Source organism: Anabaena sp. AL93 (genome assembly GCF_001672085.1).
Lineage (GTDB): Bacteria > Cyanobacteriota > Cyanobacteriia > Cyanobacteriales > Nostocaceae > Dolichospermum > Dolichospermum heterosporum.
In genome coordinates this window covers 1-17,702 of record NZ_LJOU01000109.1, presented here as the reverse complement: position 1 = coordinate 17,702, position 17,702 = coordinate 1, and the positions used below count along the sequence as shown (strand labels likewise).

Below are 17,702 nucleotides of genomic sequence, written 5' to 3'. Positions count from 1 at the left end.
CCCACATCCCCACCTCCCCCACCACTTCCTGACCTGAAAATACGAAGTTTTCCAACAATCTTCTTATAATTAGGTGTGAAACTCCAAATCCGCAAATCTGAAAATTAAGATGGTTCAAACCCACAAAATTAAAGTTTACAATCGCCAAACTGGGACATCACATACTCTGGAAGTTCCTGAAGACCGTTATATTTTACACACGGCTGAACATAACGGGACGGAACTCCCCTTTTCTTGTCGGAATGGGGCTTGTACAACTTGCGCTGTCAGAGTTATATCAGGAGAAATTCACCAACCGGAAGCCATTGGTCTGTCTCCAGATTTACGCCGTCAAGGTTACGCTTTATTATGCGTAAGTTATGCTCGTTCTGATTTGGAAGTGGAAACACAAGATGAAGATGAGGTTTATGAACTTCAGTTTGGGCGGTTTTTTGGTAAGGGCAAAGTTAAAGCAGGTTTACCCTTAGATGAGGACTAATATTTTTTGTGTGTTTAGGTTAATGAATTTGATGGCGAGGATGACTGCTGTAGTGGTCAATCTTCGCGTTTTTGTGCCAAAAATAATTATATTGGCTAGTTTTTCACTTTTGGTGAGTTGTCAAAGCCAAAGCAACTCTTCAATAACTCCTGCTAGTGTCAGGGTAGCACGGGTTGTGAGTGGACAAAGTTTGGAAGTATTGGGAATGGAGTCACAACCGAATTTAATTTCCCCGGTGCGGTTAATTGGTTTAGATGCACCTGATATCCGCCAAATTCCTTGGGGTGAGGATGCTAAACAATTTGTTGAAAGTTTAATTGGCGGTGCAAATCAGGCTGTTAATCTGGAATTTGACTTAGAAGCTAAGGATAAATTTAACCGAACCTTGGCTTATGTATGGAAAGATAAACTGTTGTTAAATGAAGAAGTTGTCAAACAAGGATATGCTTTATTTGTAGCGCGATCGCCTAATCACAAATACGACCAACGACTAGAACACGCTCAACAATGGGCGAGAATCATGGGCAAAGGCATCTGGAATACAGATAAACCCATGCGGGTGACTCCTGGAGAATTTCGCCGGCTCTCTCGTTAAATGTAGAGACGTAGACGTAAAGGTTTGCTATGCCATCTATTGCACAACTGACAACTGACAACTAACAAATATGCAAATTTTTCTAGATATTGCTACAGAAGCAGCTTTAGCCGCAGGTGTAGTTTTACAAGATTATTTAGGTAAATTAGAAAACGTAATCACCGAAAAAGGTCGTCCTGGTGATTTAGTTACCGCTGCTGATAAAGCTTCTGAACAGGTAATTTTAGAAGTATTGCGTCGTCATTTTCCCCAGCATTCCATCCTCGCTGAAGAGTCGGGAAAACTGGGGAACCAAGATAATGAATTTCTCTGGGCTATTGACCCTCTCGATGGTACGACTAATTACGCCCATCAATACCCCTGTTTCGCTGTTTCCATTGGGTTGCTGATTCACGGTGTCCCCAAGGTAGGGGTAATTTATGACCCTTTTCGTGATGAATTATTTCGGGCTGCTGCTGGCTTAGGTGCAACTCGTAACCGTCGCCCTATTCAGGTCTCCCAAACAGCGGAATTAGGTAAAAGCTTGTTAGTTAGTGGATTTGCTTATGATCGCCGGGAAACTGCTGACAACAATTATGCAGAGTTTTGTCATCTTACCCATCTTACCCAAGGTGTCAGACGTGATGGTGCAGCAGCCTTGGATTTAGCTTATGTAGCCTGTGGGAGAGTTGATGGTTATTGGGAAAGGGGAATTGCACCTTGGGATGTTGTGGCTGGAATAATATTGGTTCAGGAAGCGGGAGGTAACGTCACTGCCTATGATGGAACTCCGATAAACATTGATTCGGGGAGAATTCTGGCTACTAACGGTCATATTCACAAAAAACTCAGTCAGGAATTGATGCAAGTTCCCTCTTTATCTAGTTGGACATAAGTTTTCTAAGTAGGTTGGCGTTAAAAATTGTCGTTATAGCAAGGCAAGAGGCAATAGGGAATAGGCAATAGGCAATAGGCAATAGGCAATAGGCAATAGGCAATAGGCAATAGGCAATAGGCAATAGGCAAGAGGGAATAGGCAAGAGGGAATAGGCAATAGGCAATAGGCAATAGGCAATAGGCAATAGGTTTTGATGGATTTTACTTTTTTACATCTGGCAAATTGTCATCAAACCCGGAACAAGTTCAAAGCCTCTCCCCGTTGCGGGGAGAGGTTTGGAGAGGGGTTTCATATTTGGTTAAACTATGAACCGTTTTCAGTATCCCTATTCCCTATTCCCTGTTCCCTATTCCCTATTCCCTATTCCCTGTTCCCTATTCCCTGTTCCCTGTTCCCTATTCCCTGTTCCCTATTCCCTATTCCCTATTCCCTATTCCCTGTTCCCTGTTCCCTCTCTCAACGAGTTACTTGTTTTACATAGAACGTCTCTATAATCATCCCCAAATAAAATTTTTTTCTTAGCCCACTAGCAAAATTAGAGATTTTCACCTATTATGATAGAAAGCGTAAAAAATTGTAAACTAGGTTGACAATCTGGTTAGATTTGTGTAGGTGGATAATATTCGCCTGCCATAAACGCATAAAATCCGTACTTATAAAACATTTTGGAGATTTGCTCTCATGACCATCGCAGTTGGACGCGCCCCCAGTAGAGGGTGGTTTGACGTATTAGACGACTGGCTAAAGCGCGATCGCTTTGTATTCGTAGGTTGGTCAGGAATATTACTATTCCCCTGTGCCTTCCTCGCATTAGGCGGTTGGCTAACCGGTACAACCTTCGTCACCTCCTGGTACACCCACGGACTAGCATCTTCTTACTTAGAAGGAGCTAACTTTTTAACAGTAGCAGTATCCACACCAGCAAACAGCATGGGACATTCCCTGTTGTTCCTGTGGGGACCTGAAGCTCAAGGTGACTTCACCCGTTGGATTCAACTTGGTGGTTTGTGGCCTTTCGTCGCCCTACATGGCGCATTCGGTTTGATTGGCTTCATGTTACGCCAATTTGAAGTAGCCCGTCTTGTCGGTCTGCGTCCTTATAACGCTCTTGCTTTCTCCGGTCCTATCGCCGTATTCGTCAGCGTGTTCCTGATGTATCCTTTGGGACAATCTAGCTGGTTCTTTGCCCCCAGCTTTGGAGTAGCCGCAATTTTCCGTTTCCTCTTATTCCTCCAAGGTTTCCACAACTGGACACTTAACCCCTTCCACATGATGGGTGTAGCGGGAATCTTAGGTGGAGCTTTACTTTGTGCCATTCACGGTGCCACAGTAGAAAACACCCTATTTGAAGACGGTGAAGGTTCAAACACTTTCCGCGCCTTCAACCCCACCCAAGCTGAAGAAACCTACTCCATGGTGACAGCAAACCGTTTCTGGTCACAGATTTTCGGAGTTGCTTTCTCCAACAAACGTTGGTTACACTTCTTCATGTTGTTTGTACCAGTTACAGGCTTGTGGATGAGTTCTATCGGTATCGTTGGTTTAGCATTAAACCTGCGGGCTTATGACTTCGTTTCTCAAGAATTACGGGCAGCAGAAGACCCAGAGTTTGAAACTTTCTATACCAAAAACATTTTACTGAACGAGGGTATCCGCGCTTGGATGGCTCCTCAAGATCAACCCCACGAACAGTTCGTATTCCCAGAAGAAGTATTACCACGTGGTAACGCTCTCTAACTCTGGAATTTACCTGAATTTATCTTTGTTAGTTAGCCCTTACCTCATTGGTGAGGGTTTTTTTGTGGCAGAAATTGAAATCAGGGTATTGCAAATTTTCGCAGTTGTGTTATAGTAGTCCCAGGTTAGAAACCCAAAGCATTTTGCTTTGCCCCTTTTGAAACTAAGACCATTTAGGCAACAAGGAGGTGATGCCCATGATAGAAAGTAGTATACGCATGGGTCATCAAGTTGCAGTTAGCTGGCTGTGTGCCGGGGCTGTTCTCTAAAAGTTAGCTTTAGTTCTCTTGAGATACTAAGTTAGCTCAACTAACTAGGCTTAACATCGGAGTTCCTTCCGGCAGTCTGGTTGCAACTTGAAGACCCGCTAGACCGCCCTGACTTAGATTATCTAATCTAAATCAGGGCGGATAGTTTTTAAGGGTGTTTTTTAGATCGGTACACAGCGAAGTTAAAAAAATCCGTTGTTTCAGGCTTTTGGCGATTATATATTAGAGGCAGAGCCTCATCAACTGCATTCCTAGTCAGAGACTAGGAACGAGGTGTGGTAGGGATTTGAGCTTAAGTTCATCTCATTCCCAGTCTCTGACTGGGAATGAATTCTAGAAGGCTCTGCCTTCAATGATATTAGAGGCAGAGCCTCATCAACTGCATTCCTAGTCAGAGACTAGGAACGAGATGTGGTAGGGATTTGAGCTTAAGTTGACACCAATGAAGCTCTTGCTTTACCCCTACACATCTGGGTTGTTTGTCATTTGGCAAAAGTTTAAATCTCACCCGTGTTTAGTATACATACGTACTTGAACAGAAAATCTTATGTTGGTTATTAGAAAAAGTGATAATATAACCACAGGATATAGTTAAAAGTTTTTGCATAAGTTAATTGCATTAAAGTTTAACAATTAGTTAATCAATTGTTAGCCTTGTGAAAGCTATGATTGTGGTAATGGTGGCAGCCATGCCTATTACACAGGTTTCAACAAGACTTCGCATTTGTAACCAGTTGGCTACAGCGAACTCAAGTTATCCATATGAAGGTGTGAGGAGAAAAGGAAAAATGTCTAATATTTTGTGGAAATCCCTGGTGGTTAGCCCAGCAATTTTGGGAGCAGCACTGTTAGTATCTTCAACAGCGATCGCCGCACCCAGTACCAGCAAGGACGCATCGGCAATAGAAACTTCCTCTACAACAGAAGTTTCTCAAAAGCCAGCAACATTGGCAACAGAAACCAAAGAAGCCCAAGTTTTGGCTCAGGTTAACCGCTACAGCAACGAAAACAATACTTCTTTAAATCAGGTAACATCAGTTTCCCAATTCTCTGACGTGCAACCTACAGATTGGGCATTCCAAGCTTTGCAATCTTTGGTAGAGCGCTATGGCTGTATTGCAGGTTATCCCAATGGCACATATCGCGGTAATCGGGCTTTAAGCCGTTACGAATTTGCCGCTGGTTTAAATTCTTGTTTAGATCGTGTAAATGAATTGATTGCCACAGCAACCGCTGATATGGTAACAAAACAGGATTTAGCAACATTGCAGCGGTTGCAAGAAGAATTTTCTGCGGAATTGGCAACTTTACGCGGTCGAGTAGATGCTTTAGAAGGCCGGACTGCCGAATTAGAAGCCAATCAATTCTCCACTACCACTAAGTTAAAAGGTGAAGCTATTTTTGCTGTCACCGACGTTTTTGGTGGTGAAACAGGCAAAGCTAACCGGGCAGTTTTCCAGGATAGAGTGCGCTTAGGTTTAGAAACCAGCTTTACAGGTAGAGATATATTAACTACCCGTTTGGCTGCTGGTAATGCCACAGGCTTTAGTTTCAGAAATAATGCCAATACTCCTATTGATGCTGGTGGAGTCGGCAAACAAACCTTTGAAGTTGGTGCAACTAACCCAGCTAACAGCGTTAAAATTGACAAGTTAACTTATGAAGCGCCTGTAGGACCTGCAAGAGTTTATCTTTCAGCTAGTGGTGGGCAACATAGTGATTATGCCGCTGTTAACAATCCTTACTTCTTTGATAAAACAGATGGTGGTAAAGGGGCTTTAAGTACCTTCGCATCTGAAAACCCCATCTACCGGATTGGTGGTGGTTCTGGTATTGCCTTGAATGTACCCTTTGGGAAACCCGGTGATAGTTTCTTGAAACCAAGTTCTCTCACATTAGGTTACTTAGCTGCAAACGCTAATGATCCTAGTCCCAGCAATGGCTTGTTTGATGGCAACTATGCGGCTTTGGGTCAGTTAAACTTTAACGTTGGTAATCGCGTTGCTTTGGCTGCCACCTATGTGCATGGTTATCAAAAAGCAGGTACTACCTTATTTGATTCAGGAATTGGTACTGGTGCTTTAGTAGGCACTGCACAAGCGAATACTTTAGGCGTTAATTCGGCAACAGGTGCTGCTAGTGCCTCTTCCAGCAACTCCTACGGTATTTCCGCAGCTATCAAGCCTAGCGATAAACTGTCTTTGAGTGGTTTCGTTTCCTACCATGATGTTACAGGCTTTGGAGCTAATGATGATAAAGAAGCTTGGAGCTATGGTGCAGGTTTAGCTTTACCTGATTTTGGTAAGAAAGGTAACGTCTTGGGTATCTTCGGTGGCGCTCAACCTTACTCACTAGGTGCGACTGGTAGAGAGACTCCATACCAAGTAGAAGGCTTCTATAAGTATCGCGTTTCTGAAAATGTATCCGTAACTCCTGGAGTTATTTGGATGACATCTCCTGGACAAAATAATACCAGTAATGATGCCTTTGTTGGTACACTCAGAACAACTTTTAGCTTCTAAATAGTTAAAAGTTTGTTGATAAGTTTCAACGTGATTTGACCCTGCCTCATGGCGGGGTTTTTTTGTGGAGAGAAAAACCCCAGTTAAGAACCGGAGTATACTGGAAAAGAGCTTAAGAGACTTCCAAATAAAAAAATGTCCCAAAACTGATGCAGAAATTCTCTCTCTGTGTACTCTGTGCCTCTGTGGTTCGTTTCTTAGGATAATTTATTTCTTGGAAGTCTCTAACTGTGAGGTTTTGCTCAACTTCATGCTTCAACTTTCATCTTGGACTACTGCTTGTGGAATTATCATGTAAATCTGAATACGCAATTTTGGCGTTATTAGAGATGGCTACTCATTATGAAAACGGTGAACCGATGCAAATTCGGCAAATCGCTCTGCAACAAAAGATACCTGATCGCTATTTAGAACAACTGTTAGCAACTTTGCGGCGGGGGGGTATAGTTAAAAGTCAACGGGGTTCAAAAGGCGGCTATTTATTGGCGCGAGAACCTCGGAAAATTAGTATCTTTGAGATTTTAGAATGTTTGGAAGGTTTAGATGTGCAGACTGGTGAACAAAATACTAACCTCACAAGTTTAGATAATTCTGTGGTGTCAGAAATTTGGCAAGAAGCACGTCAGGCGGCAAATTCAGTGTTACAAAATTATTCGCTTCAGGATCTTTGTGAAAAACGGGATTCCCGGAAGCAGTTGGATATCATGTACTACATTTGAAGACAGAAAATTTTATGATGCGGATTGTTGAAAATATTACGGAATTGGTGGGACGGACACCTCTAGTTAAGTTAAACCGGATTCCTCAAGAATTAGGTTGTGTGGCTACAATTCTCGTGAAATTGGAAAGTATGAACCCTTCGTCATCGGTAAAAGACCGCATTGGGGTAAGTATGATTATGGCGGCGGAAAAGGAAGGATTAATTGCCCCTGGGAAGACGATTCTGGTAGAACCAACATCGGGAAATACTGGGATTGCTTTGGCTATGGCAGCGGCGGCTAAGGGGTATCAATTAATTTTAACTATGCCGGAAACGATGAGTGCGGAACGGCGGGCGATGTTAAGGGCTTATGGGGCCCAATTGGAACTCACTCCGGGAATTGCGGGGATGAGTGGGGCGATTCGGCGGGCGCAGGAGATTGTGGATAGAACACCATACTCTTATATGTTGCAACAGTTCCGCAATCCGGCTAATGCCCAAATTCACCGGGAAACTACGGCGGAGGAAATTTGGGAGGATACGGATGGATTGGTGGATATGATTGTGGCGGGTGTGGGGACTGGGGGGACGATTACTGGGGTGGCGGAAGTTTTGAAGGCCCGGAAACCGAGTTTTCAGGCGATCGCTGTCGAACCAGCTAATAGCCCGATATTATCGGGAGGTAAACCGGGTCCCCATAAAATTCAGGGCATTGGGGCGGGTTTTATTCCCCAAGTCTTAAAGGTAGAATTGATTGATGAGGTAATTACGGTGACAGATGAGGAGGCGATCGCCTTTAGTCGCAAATTAGCCAGGGAGGAAGGGCTACTATCGGGCATTTCCAGTGGTGCAGCCCTCTGTGCAGCGGTGCGTGTTGCCCAACGTCCAGAGAATCAGGGACGCTTAATTGTGATGATTCAGCCTAGTTTCGGTGAGAGATATTTAAGTACACCCTTATTCCAAGACCTAGAAACGAAAACAGCAACTAGTGCCAATTAACAATCTATTGGATTCATGTCCGATTTTAACCACTACGACACCCTAAAAGTTAGTAACAATGCAAGTCTTGCGGAAATTAAACAAGCTTATCGCCGCTTGGTGAAAATTTTTCATCCTGATAGTAATCAAGAAATCACAGACAATGAACAAATTATTCGTGTTAATGCTGCCTATGAGGTTTTAAGTGACAGTAAAAGTCGTTTTAATTATGATGAAAAACTCCGTCACAGTCAGCAACAATTTCATCAAGTTCGCCAAAAACGTGCCGAGTCTGCCCAACAGCACCACAAAGCAACTAGGAAAACGAGAAAAGATGTTGATGAAAACGTCGAAGAATGGTTACGTTTAGTTTATAAACCAGTAAATCGGATACTTTCGACAATTCTCAATTCTTTAGAATCACAAATTGACGAATTAGCCGCAGATCCTTTTGATGATGATCTTTTAGACGAATTTCAAGATTATTTAGCATCCTGTCGGGAAGATTTACGAGACGCACAAATTAAGTTTCGTTCTTTGCCAAATCCTACTAGTTTTGCAGCCGCAGCAGCCCATATTTACTATTGTATGAGTCAAGTGGCAGATGGAATAGAGGAGTTAGCCTACTTTCCATTAAGCTATGATGATCGTTATTTGCACACAGGACAAGAATTATTTCGGATAGCTAAAAGATTGTATCGGGAAGCGCAAGAGTCGGTTACTTGATGAGACATACTCAAAGTTACAAAATATCATCAACGATAACCGTACCACCATCACAGAAATCTATACTGAGATGATAATCTGCAAGTAGCGCAGTTCCAATCAGAGGACGACTACCCATTGCCAATACTGCAATCTCGCGTTCTATACCTTGCCAGAGAATAGTTGCCAAATGAACATTGACTCCAATACTGGAATTATCAGCCAAATTTGCATCAATTCGAGCAATGTATGGCAGCCCAAGTTCTGTAATTACAACTGGGGGTAAAGTTAAAAAACCTTCAAAACCCGTATCAACAACACATTCAATTTCTATATTTGCAGGTTCTGATAAACAAATAATCAAATTAATTCGAGCTTGAAGCCCAAATACGTTTCCATGTATCACTATGTTGTCCTAATTAATGTACCACCAACAGCATAAACTGCATTAAAGCCGATTCTTCCTGCCCAAATTGGGGCATCAGGTTGTTTTGCTTGCAATCGGCGACTTGTAATAATTAAATCATCACCAATTTCATATTCACCAGTTTCTACATTAATTGAAATAATTTTGCCAATGTTCTCTGTTTTCTCTGCTAAAGGACGAATGATTTTTTCATAGATTTCTTTGCCCCGGTTGGTAATTTCTTCACCACTGATTTTAGGGTTAAGCATAGAGAGAACCTTCCAATTCAAGTTAATATACTTCTGTTATGATTCTAATACAGAAACTACAGTATGGTTAACAAGCCAAACATCTGACGGACTCCTGACTCTTAACTCCTGCTGTATTAACCGATAGGATAACATCCCGGATTGACGGCATGGATAAATTCACTACCGGCTAATGGTCTTCCCCGTTTATAAGCTGCTTCTTGCGGTTGTCCCCAACCTAGTTGTAAAATAATTTCTAGAAAGTTCGGATTTTCCCACTTTAATAAAGTTGCCCATTCTGTTCTTTGGACAATTCTTTCTACATCTACTGTGTTTACTTTTTGATGTTGTTTACCATTACTAAGACTTAAATATAAATCCATGTCTTCTGTCACCAGATACCAAAATTCCAAAAGAGAATCTTTGGCAGGTTTCAAGATTTCTAAATCGCTTTCTAAGGCAATCAATTCTGGATCAATTTCTGGATAATGAAGATTTTTGCCTTTCACTTGAATATCTTTCCAGATAATGCCAGAAACTTGATTTTCTCGTTGATATTCATGAATAGAGGCTTTAAAATCTTGGTAAGCTGTGAATCTTTGTACTCCGTCGGTTTTAATAAACGGATCTATGACAGGATTACTAGCAACAGTTATATCTAACTTTAACCTTTCTCCTTTTAAGCAAGCTTGGCGTTCGATTGCCAAAATCTGAATTAACTCTTGGGTATTGTAAATATTTGACATCAGAACAAGACCTAATTAGTTATTAGTTATTAGTTATGAAACTAATTGTTAATTTTGTGTCAGATGGTCATCAAGATTGAGTGAAGATTTACAGCAGAATTTAGGAGTCAGGAGTCAGGAGTCAGGAGTCAGAAGTAAAAAGAGTTTGCTGTCTGGTTTTGAATTTAGATCCTGTACCTTATTAATCTGCAATCTGATTTAATTATTATCTCTTAATATAAATATAAATGCCGTATCAGAATCAACTATTTGTTGTATTGTTTATTTCAGGGAATAAAAATTGATACAGATCCTTTAAATACCTTCTGTGAAGGGAGGGAACAGTTTCAACTATCTGCATATCCTCAATTTTCCAGATCCGACAAAGAAATATGCTGTAAGTCTACACAGATTTAAATAAATTTAAATTCTACCACTAGCGAGGTAAAGAGGATGACTCTTGTTAAAGCAAATCAAAGACACTACCCCAAAGGGGATCTTACTCGTCGAGGAATGGCTTTAGCTATGGACTTTTTCGGTGCATGGTTACTGAGTTCTATAGTGAGAAGTAATGAAATTGGTATTCAATTTGCCCAAATCTTTGTGTTTATTTTTGCTTGGTTAATTTTTCGCGTAGTCGTAGTTTACAACAATCAGGGACAAAGTTTAGGACGTTGGGCGTTTGATTTAAAGATCCTAGAAGTCGTAAATGGGGAAATAGTCAACAGAATCCCGCAATTTCAGACATTATTACTGCGAGAAGGGATTATTTGCTTTTCTAGCTTATTATTATCCATTTTCCTGGGGAATATCATCCTCAACCCCGCTGCTGTTGTATTATTGCTTCCCTTAATCATTGACGGGGGTGCGGCTTTATCTGATACTCAGATGCGTCAGGCTTTCCATGACCGCTTTTTTCGGACGGTTATAGTTTCTTCCCGTCGGGGTTATTCATTAGATATAAAAATTAAACGGTTGGTTGAAAAATTTCCCCGAAATATGAGATAATAACCATTTGTGTTAATTATCCTCCAGGCTTTACAGTTTGTAAGATTATGGCTAAAAGTAAAGGTGCGCGCATAATAGTGACACTAGAATGCACCGAGTGTCGGACAAATCCAGATAAACGTTCCCCTGGCGTATCTCGTTATACCAGTACCAAGAACCGTAGGAACACAACCAACCGTTTAGAACTGAAAAAGTTCTGTACCCACTGCAATAAACACACAGTTCACAAGGAAATTAAGTAAGAATGAGTTACTATCGTCGTCGCCTTTCTCCAATTAAGCCCGGAGATGCCATTGATTACAAAGATGTAGATTTGTTGCGGAAGTTTCTTACCGAACGTGGTAAAATTTTGCCTCGGAGAATCACTGGTTTAACCTGTCAGCAACAACGCGCCCTGACTTTAGCCATTAAACGCGCCCGGATTGTGGCTTTGTTACCCTTCATTAACGCCGAAGGTTAGTGCGATTCGTTGTTAGCTGAATCACGGTAATCAGTCCGTACATAAGCTAACCAACCCAATCCAATCATGGAGAAAGGTTGAACTCTCGGTCTGATATGGGTGAAAGTCCCATCTACCAGACTCAGGTATGACTCCCTAACTGCCCACGATGACCCGACTCGGTTTCGGGAGGTCGAAGCTGGGAACAGGACGCAATCAGACATCCGTTGTGGGATGACACTTGGCGTTAACGGGGAGTTCCTATGGTGAAACAGAGCCTAGAAAAGCAACCTACGGCGAGGCAGGACACAACAGCAAAACCTGACCTCACTGGAGTTAATACCCGCCGCATCTTAACCTGATAGCGGCAAGAGTCTAGGGAATCCAGTGGTTGAATTGGCTACACCTAACGGAACTAACAATCAACCGAGGGAACGAATAAAAACGGATTGAGGGTCTAAGGGCGGTCGAACCCTATAAGTAGGCTGGACGAGCAGCGTAATTCCTTCAATTCGGGTAGGACAGACCGTAATTGGTCTGAGGTGTTCAGAATACACAAATTGGAGCAGAGCATGATTAGACACAGAGAAAACTCTAGTGAATCCTGGAAGACGTTGCCCTGGAAGAAATTTCGCCGCAACATATTCTGCCTACAAAAACGAGTGTATAAAGCGGTTCAAGTTGGCGACAAGCGTAAAGCTAAGTCCCTACAAAAGCTGATTCTGAAATCAACCGCAGCAAGATTACTGGCTATCCGTCAAGTAACACAGCTAAATGCTGGGAAAAAGACCGCAGGAATTGACGGCAAAAAGTCCCTTAACTTTAAGGAACGCTTTGAGCTTAATGAACTGCTAAAGGCATCCGTTAGCAACTGGAAACACCAGGAGCTAAGAGAAATACCCATCCCCAAAAAGGACGGTACTAACAGGATGTTGAAAGTCCCCACTATTGCAGATAGAGCATATCAATGCCTTATCAAATACGCATTAGAACCAGCCCACGAAGCAACCTTCCATGCAAATAGCTATGGGTTTAGAACGGGACGCTCGGCTCATGACGCACAGAAAATCCTGTTCCTCAACTTACGCTCATTTTGCAATGGAAAAGATAAACGAGTTATAGAACTCGATATCGAAAAATGCTTTGATAGGATAAACCACACCGCAATCATTGATAAACTCATCGCCCCCAAGAGTATAAGACAAGGAATCTTCCGATGTCTCAAAGCCGGAGTCAATCCAGAGTTCCCCGAACAAGGAACACCTCAAGGCGGGGTGGTAAGTCCACTATTAGCTAACATCGCCTTAAATGGGATTGAAAGTATTCATAGATACCATAATCAAGGTTACAGAATCACAGACAAAACCCCAAAGGAACATATTATTGAGCCAACAATCCGTTACGCGGATGACATGGTGATAATACTCCGACTCCAAGATGATGCCACCGAAATACTTGACAAAATCAGTCAGTTCCTAGCAGAGCGGGGAATGAAAGTCAGTGAGAAAAAGACAAAGCTAACCGCCGCGACAGATGGGTTTGATTTCCTCGGCTGGCATTTCAAAGTCCAGAAAAACGGGAAGTTTAGATGCGCCCCATCAGCGGACAACTTTAAAGCTTTTCGCAAGAAAGTAAAATTCATCGTCAACAACTCGAATTATGGCGCTACCACAAAGGCGGAGAAATTAGCCCCTGTAGTTAGAGGTTGGAGGAATTACCACCGCTTCTGCAAGATGGACGGGTCTAGAAACTCGTTATTCCACATCGAAACAAGAGCTTTCAGGGTATTCAACAAGGAATCAAAACAAAAACGCTACTCTAGTAAACAATTACTAGATAAGGCGTTTCCATCAGTCCCTTACTCCGAAAACAAACACATCAATGTCAAAGGTGAGAAATCACCCTACGACGGAGATTTAAGTTACTGGAGCGAACGTAACAGCAAGCTCTATGACAACCATACCTCTAAAGCCCTCAAACGGCAAAGCCATAAATGTGGTCATTGTGGACTAAAAATGCTTAGTGACGAGAAGGTACATTTACATCATATAGATGGAAACCACCAAAGCTGGAAAACTAAAAACCTTCTAGCAATCCACGAAAGCTGCCACGATTACATACACATGAGCAAAAGCGCAAGCTAAGAACATCGGAAGCTGGGTGCGGTGAAAGTCGCACGCCCAGATTTAACAGAGAGGGGCGGGAAATAATATTCCCCCTCGACTCTACCAGAATATTTTGGATTTTGGATTTTGGATTGTCCAAAAAAAAGTAGCATTTGCATGGATATTGCCTGGTTACTTTGGGTCCAAAATCTAAAATTTAATATTTAATGTTAGGAAATTGCCAAAAACATTTAATTAATTCATTCTCAAAAATGGTACGATATCGCTAAATTTGAGAATGAAATTGTCAAAGGTGATAGCATTCTTCATAGCAAATTATTAAATACAGCAGCAGTCAGGAGTCAGGAGTCAGGAGTCAGGAGTAAAACTGGGTTGCTGTCCGGTTCTGAATTTAGATCCTGTAGTTTATTAATCTGCAATCTGCTGTACAAGGATTAAATAACAGGTATTTAATCCGCAATCTCCAGTCTAAAAATCTAAAAATATTAAAGTGCGACAGTTGTGGATAAGGGGACGTTAGTTGAATTTAGGGTTCAAAGCGATCGCCGTCTAGGAGTGGTGGATCGTCCAGACGGTAAAACTCGTTGGTTTGTAGTAGATGAACGTGGTCAATCCCACAGTCTTGCACCTCGCCAATTTACCTACACAGTGAATGGACAAACCTATAAACCAGGCGAAATCGCTGATTTCTTAAGTCAAGTCCAACCTTATCTAGATCCATCAAGTCTAGAGATAGCGTGGGAACTACTCATTGAAGATGGAGAAACTGTCACTCCTAGCCAATTGGCAAATATATTATTTTCGGAATCCACGCTTCCTCAGTGTTATGCAGCCCATTATTTGTTATCGGAGGATAAACTCTATTTCAAACAAAAAGGAGACGCTTACGAACCCCGCAGCACGGCACAAGTAGCAGAACGCAAACACCAGATTGAAGTAGAATCCCAAAAAGCCAGGGGACAGCAGGAATTTTTAGCCCGTGTAGAACAGGCACTTCAGGGACAAGTAGTAGAATGGCAACGACTAGACCGCCAACGCTTAGAAGCCATAGAAAAGTATGCGACTTTGTTAGCTGATGTTGTCATGCTCAAGGTAAATTACGACTCTTTAGCTCGTGCTTGTCCGCCTTCAGCCCCAGTATTAGAAACTATGAATATGCTGGGACGTTCTGCTACGCCCCAGGCGGCATTTCAACTTTTGATAGATTTGGGTTGGTGGACTTCCCATGAGAATCTGTTTCTGCGCCGTTCATCAATCTCCGTTCAATTTCCGCAAAAGGTATTAGAAGTGGCGCAAAAACGTTGGGATTTTCCTCCTACAGATTTGGACACAAACCGTCTTGATCTTACACATCTCAAGGTGTACACCATTGATGATGAAAGCACGACGGAAATAGACGATGGTTTGAGTTGGGAGGTATTACCAGATGGTAAGCAACGATTATGGGTACATATTGCTGACCCCACCCGGTTACTAATACCGGATGATGAGTTGGATTTGGAAGCCAGAAAACGGGGGAGTACGGTTTATTTACCGACGGGGATGATTCCTATGTTTCCAGAGGTGTTGGCTACAGGTCCCATGAGTTTGGTACAGGGGAAGGTCTGTTGCGCCCTCAGCTTTGGGGTGATTTTAGATGAAGTTGGGGCGGTTGAAGATTATTGTATCCACGCTGGTTTGATCAAGCCTACCTATCGTCTTACCTACGAGGATGTTGATGAGATGTTGGAGTTGGGAGTACAGGCTGAACCGGAAATTGAGGCGATCGCTAATTGGGCAAAAATCCGCAAAAATTGGCGTTATGGTCAAGGTGCTATCAGTATCAATATGCCCGAAGCGATGATCAAAGTCAAAGACGATGATATCAATATTGATGTTTTAGATGATTCTTCCTCCCGCCAATTAGTCGCAGAAATGATGATTCTCGCTGGAGAAGTTGCCGCCCGTTACGGACAAACTCATAATATCCCGCTGCCCTTTCGCGGCCAACCCCAACCAGAATTACCTCCAGAGGAAGAACTGCTCCTGCTTCCAGCCGGTTTTGTCCGTTCCTGTGCTATGCGTCGCTGTATGCCTAAAAGCGAAATGAGCATTACACCAGTGCGCCATGCTGGTTTGGGTTTAGATACCTACACTCAAGCTACTTCCCCCATTCGTCGTTATAGCGACTTACTCACCCACTTCCAATTAAAAGCACATTTACGCGGCGAAGGTTTACCCTTCTCTGCTGAACAACTCAAAGAAGTGATGATGACGGTCAGCAGCATCACTCAAGAAGCAACAATGGTGGAACGACAAACTAACAGATATTACGCTTTAGAATATTTACGTCGTCATCCTGAACAAGTTTGGCAGGTGACAGTATTAATGTGGTTACGAGAGGATAGCAATTTAGCACTAATTTTACTAGAAGATTTGGGTTTACAATTGCCTATGTCTTTCCGGCGTTCTGTCAGTTTGGGAGAAAATTTATTAGTGAAAGTTAGTTTGGCTGATCCCCAAAAAGATATGATTCATTTCCAAGAAATTATGTATCAGGAAGCCCAATCGGTTACAAATTAAGGCGTTCGCCTTTGGCGTGGCGCAGTTGTATTATATTCGCCAAAAAATTTTCAAATACAGCACTTCCTGCTGTTATGAGGTACAAAGTTTCATCGCCAATCCTGTAGGGGCGCAGGGTCTGCGCCCTTAATTGTATTGCATTCAACCTGCAACTGCTATAATCTCTCACGCAGAGGCGCAGAGTCGCAGAGAGTAAGAGTTTGAACCTTCTATCAAGTAAGGGACTTCCAAGAAATAAAATCCCCACAAAATTGGGTAATTTATTTTTTGGTGTTCCCTAAGTAGTCGGACAAAATTAAATTCACTCGTTGAGAGAGGGAACAGGGAACACTTCGACAAGCTCAGTGCATCGCAGGGAACAGGGAACAGAAAAATCAATTGTGTAATTAATTCTGTCCCATTACTTAATAATTATTAGGAACTTTGGGAATGAATAAATTTACTTTATCTCTCATTTTTTTAAATAGTCTATTTGTGTCTATAGGAACTGCTAACTGTCGGTTCGCTCATTTTGAAATCGGAAGGGGAATTAGAGCCTTAATGCAAAAGGAAAACGGCTATTTTTAAGTAACCTGTTAATTACCAGTAAAATTTATGACCATTACAGAAGGCTTCCAGAGGTGATTATTTAAGGCACAGGGATAGCATAAATCATAAAATGGCAAAAGTTCTATGCAAGATGAAAACGGCTGAACCAGTTGAATTGCCTAGATTACAAGCCCTGTAAGGCTTAATTAAATCTTGCAGATTTAAAATGAGCGAACGTACAGTGCTAACGCTCAATCATTAATAAATAATCATCGTAATTCAGATATAGAAATAGAAAGAAAAACTGCTAATGTGGATGAAATCTTTTTAAACAAACTGGTTCTTCGGTTATTTTTATGGAAAACCTGGTTCAAAATCATTGAAAGCCCTATTGTGTAGGCATTTCATTGAAAATATGGAAATAATTGTTTATAACCCTTGTCCCGTAAGGGTTTTGTTATCATCAATCCTCAATCACCATAAAAGAGACGCAAGAGCCATTTTGGCTCTTGCGTCTCTTTTATGGAGAATTAATACTAAAGTGCCAGTTTAATAAACTACGTAATCGGAAATTACTAAAGTTACGAAAGCCATATCCAAGTCTTTTGATTAATTTGAGTTTATTATTAATTCCTTCAACAGTACCACTCGTAGTTCTGCCATCAAAATAACCTACGACTTCACCAAACCATCTAATCATTGTTCCTATACTTTTGGGAAAATACGAAAGTCCATTATGCATCCAATCTAATAAATTGATTATGCTTTCACCCCAAGACTTAGTAGATTCAAATATGTC

At 41.9% G+C, this 17,702-nt stretch carries 17 protein-coding genes; 13 read left to right on the top strand and 4 right to left on the bottom strand.

The window, feature by feature from the left end:
* Nucleotides 1-109 precede the first annotated feature (109 nt).
* The 8 genes from AN486_RS22715 (at nucleotide 110) to AN486_RS22680 (ending at nucleotide 8,882) form a co-directional block, all read left to right on the top strand.
* The gene (locus tag AN486_RS22715) at nucleotides 110-478 is read left to right on the top strand and encodes a 2Fe-2S iron-sulfur cluster-binding protein (protein WP_027403653.1); all 369 of its coding nucleotides are present in this window, start codon (nucleotides 110-112) and stop codon (nucleotides 476-478) included.
* A gap of 31 nt (nucleotides 479-509) precedes the next feature.
* On the top strand, nucleotides 510-1,073 hold the full coding sequence (locus AN486_RS22710; protein WP_234413269.1) for a thermonuclease family protein: 564 nt from the start codon (nucleotides 510-512) through the stop codon (nucleotides 1,071-1,073).
* A gap of 70 nt (nucleotides 1,074-1,143) precedes the next feature.
* Nucleotides 1,144-1,947, top strand: a complete 804-nt coding sequence (locus AN486_RS22705; protein WP_053537711.1) for an inositol monophosphatase family protein — start codon at nucleotides 1,144-1,146, stop codon at nucleotides 1,945-1,947.
* Between the two features lie 684 nt (nucleotides 1,948-2,631).
* Nucleotides 2,632-3,687, top strand: a complete 1,056-nt coding sequence (psbD, locus tag AN486_RS22700; RefSeq protein WP_015080309.1) for a photosystem II D2 protein (photosystem q(a) protein) — start codon at nucleotides 2,632-2,634, stop codon at nucleotides 3,685-3,687.
* A gap of 1,057 nt (nucleotides 3,688-4,744) precedes the next feature.
* Nucleotides 4,745-6,478: an iron uptake porin gene (locus AN486_RS22695; RefSeq protein WP_168635401.1), complete on the top strand. Its 1,734-nt coding sequence runs from the start codon at nucleotides 4,745-4,747 to the stop codon at nucleotides 6,476-6,478.
* Between the two features lie 281 nt (nucleotides 6,479-6,759).
* Nucleotides 6,760-7,197 carry an Rrf2 family transcriptional regulator gene (locus tag AN486_RS22690; RefSeq protein ID WP_015081082.1) on the top strand — a complete coding sequence of 146 codons (438 nt, stop codon included), beginning with the start codon at nucleotides 6,760-6,762 and terminating at the stop codon, nucleotides 7,195-7,197.
* 17 nt (nucleotides 7,198-7,214) lie between these two features.
* A complete protein-coding gene (cysK, locus tag AN486_RS22685; protein WP_290602664.1) occupies nucleotides 7,215-8,177 on the top strand; it encodes a cysteine synthase A in 963 nt (320 codons plus the stop codon).
* Between the two features lie 15 nt (nucleotides 8,178-8,192).
* Entirely contained in the window at nucleotides 8,193-8,882 is a 690-nt protein-coding gene (locus AN486_RS22680; protein WP_168635400.1) for a J domain-containing protein, read from the top strand.
* A gap of 16 nt (nucleotides 8,883-8,898) precedes the next feature.
* Here the strand turns inward: AN486_RS22680 and AN486_RS22675 are convergent, their stop codons facing one another.
* From AN486_RS22675 to AN486_RS22665, 3 genes are all read right to left on the bottom strand, one after another.
* Nucleotides 8,899-9,267, bottom strand: a complete 369-nt coding sequence (locus tag AN486_RS22675; protein ID WP_053537714.1) for a clan AA aspartic protease — start codon at nucleotides 9,265-9,267, stop codon at nucleotides 8,899-8,901.
* Nucleotides 9,267-9,536, bottom strand: coding sequence for a hypothetical protein (locus AN486_RS22670; protein WP_039202387.1), 270 nt, complete (start codon nucleotides 9,534-9,536; stop codon nucleotides 9,267-9,269). Before AN486_RS22670 ends, AN486_RS22675 begins: the two co-directional genes overlap by 1 nt.
* Before the next feature lie 116 nt (nucleotides 9,537-9,652).
* Nucleotides 9,653-10,261: a hypothetical protein gene (locus AN486_RS22665; protein WP_053537715.1), complete on the bottom strand. Its 609-nt coding sequence runs from the start codon at nucleotides 10,259-10,261 to the stop codon at nucleotides 9,653-9,655.
* 432 nt (nucleotides 10,262-10,693) lie between these two features.
* On the opposite strand from AN486_RS22665, the gene AN486_RS22660 reads away from it, so the two are divergent.
* The 5 genes from AN486_RS22660 to AN486_RS22640 all read left to right on the top strand — a co-directional run bounded on the left by AN486_RS22660 (nucleotide 10,694) and on the right by AN486_RS22640 (nucleotide 16,375).
* Complete coding sequence (locus tag AN486_RS22660; RefSeq protein WP_053537716.1) at nucleotides 10,694-11,248, top strand: RDD family protein; 555 nt, start codon at nucleotides 10,694-10,696, stop codon at nucleotides 11,246-11,248.
* Between the two features lie 47 nt (nucleotides 11,249-11,295).
* Nucleotides 11,296-11,490, top strand: a complete 195-nt coding sequence (rpmG, locus tag AN486_RS22655) for a 50S ribosomal protein L33 (protein ID WP_010998585.1) — start codon at nucleotides 11,296-11,298, stop codon at nucleotides 11,488-11,490.
* Between the two features lie 2 nt (nucleotides 11,491-11,492).
* Nucleotides 11,493-11,708 (top strand): 30S ribosomal protein S18, encoded by a 216-nt coding sequence (gene rpsR, locus AN486_RS22650; protein ID WP_027403663.1) that lies wholly within the window; start codon nucleotides 11,493-11,495, stop codon nucleotides 11,706-11,708.
* A 551-nt stretch (nucleotides 11,709-12,259) separates the two neighbouring features.
* Complete coding sequence (locus AN486_RS22645) at nucleotides 12,260-13,831, top strand: reverse transcriptase domain-containing protein (RefSeq protein ID WP_053537717.1); 1,572 nt, start codon at nucleotides 12,260-12,262, stop codon at nucleotides 13,829-13,831.
* A 483-nt stretch (nucleotides 13,832-14,314) separates the two neighbouring features.
* Nucleotides 14,315-16,375, top strand: a complete 2,061-nt coding sequence (locus AN486_RS22640) for a ribonuclease catalytic domain-containing protein (protein ID WP_290602660.1) — start codon at nucleotides 14,315-14,317, stop codon at nucleotides 16,373-16,375.
* A 1,048-nt stretch (nucleotides 16,376-17,423) separates the two neighbouring features.
* On the opposite strand, the gene AN486_RS22635 is transcribed toward AN486_RS22640, so the two are convergent.
* Nucleotides 17,424-17,702, bottom strand: a 279-nt coding sequence (locus tag AN486_RS22635; protein ID WP_290601601.1) for a transposase, incomplete at its 5' end; no start/stop codon positions are given.

What these genes read in the sequence shown, in the direction of transcription:
- AN486_RS22715 (WP_027403653.1), top strand. Translation starts at nt 110, where the DNA reads ATGGTTCAAACCCACAAAATTAAAGTTTACAATCGCCAAACTGGGACA.
- AN486_RS22710 (WP_234413269.1), top strand. Translation starts at nt 510, where the DNA reads ATGGCGAGGATGACTGCTGTAGTGGTCAATCTTCGCGTTTTTGTGCCA.
- AN486_RS22705 (WP_053537711.1), top strand. Translation starts at nt 1,144, where the DNA reads ATGCAAATTTTTCTAGATATTGCTACAGAAGCAGCTTTAGCCGCAGGT.
- psbD (WP_015080309.1), top strand. Translation starts at nt 2,632, where the DNA reads ATGACCATCGCAGTTGGACGCGCCCCCAGTAGAGGGTGGTTTGACGTA.
- AN486_RS22695 (WP_168635401.1), top strand. Translation starts at nt 4,745, where the DNA reads ATGTCTAATATTTTGTGGAAATCCCTGGTGGTTAGCCCAGCAATTTTG.
- cysK (WP_290602664.1), top strand. Translation starts at nt 7,215, where the DNA reads ATGCGGATTGTTGAAAATATTACGGAATTGGTGGGACGGACACCTCTA.
- AN486_RS22680 (WP_168635400.1), top strand. Translation starts at nt 8,193, where the DNA reads ATGTCCGATTTTAACCACTACGACACCCTAAAAGTTAGTAACAATGCA.
- AN486_RS22670 (WP_039202387.1), bottom strand. Translation starts at nt 9,536, where the DNA reads ATGCTTAACCCTAAAATCAGTGGTGAAGAAATTACCAACCGGGGCAAA.
- AN486_RS22665 (WP_053537715.1), bottom strand. Translation starts at nt 10,261, where the DNA reads ATGTCAAATATTTACAATACCCAAGAGTTAATTCAGATTTTGGCAATC.
- AN486_RS22660 (WP_053537716.1), top strand. Translation starts at nt 10,694, where the DNA reads ATGACTCTTGTTAAAGCAAATCAAAGACACTACCCCAAAGGGGATCTT.
- rpmG (WP_010998585.1), top strand. Translation starts at nt 11,296, where the DNA reads ATGGCTAAAAGTAAAGGTGCGCGCATAATAGTGACACTAGAATGCACC.
- rpsR (WP_027403663.1), top strand. Translation starts at nt 11,493, where the DNA reads ATGAGTTACTATCGTCGTCGCCTTTCTCCAATTAAGCCCGGAGATGCC.
- AN486_RS22645 (WP_053537717.1), top strand. Translation starts at nt 12,260, where the DNA reads ATGATTAGACACAGAGAAAACTCTAGTGAATCCTGGAAGACGTTGCCC.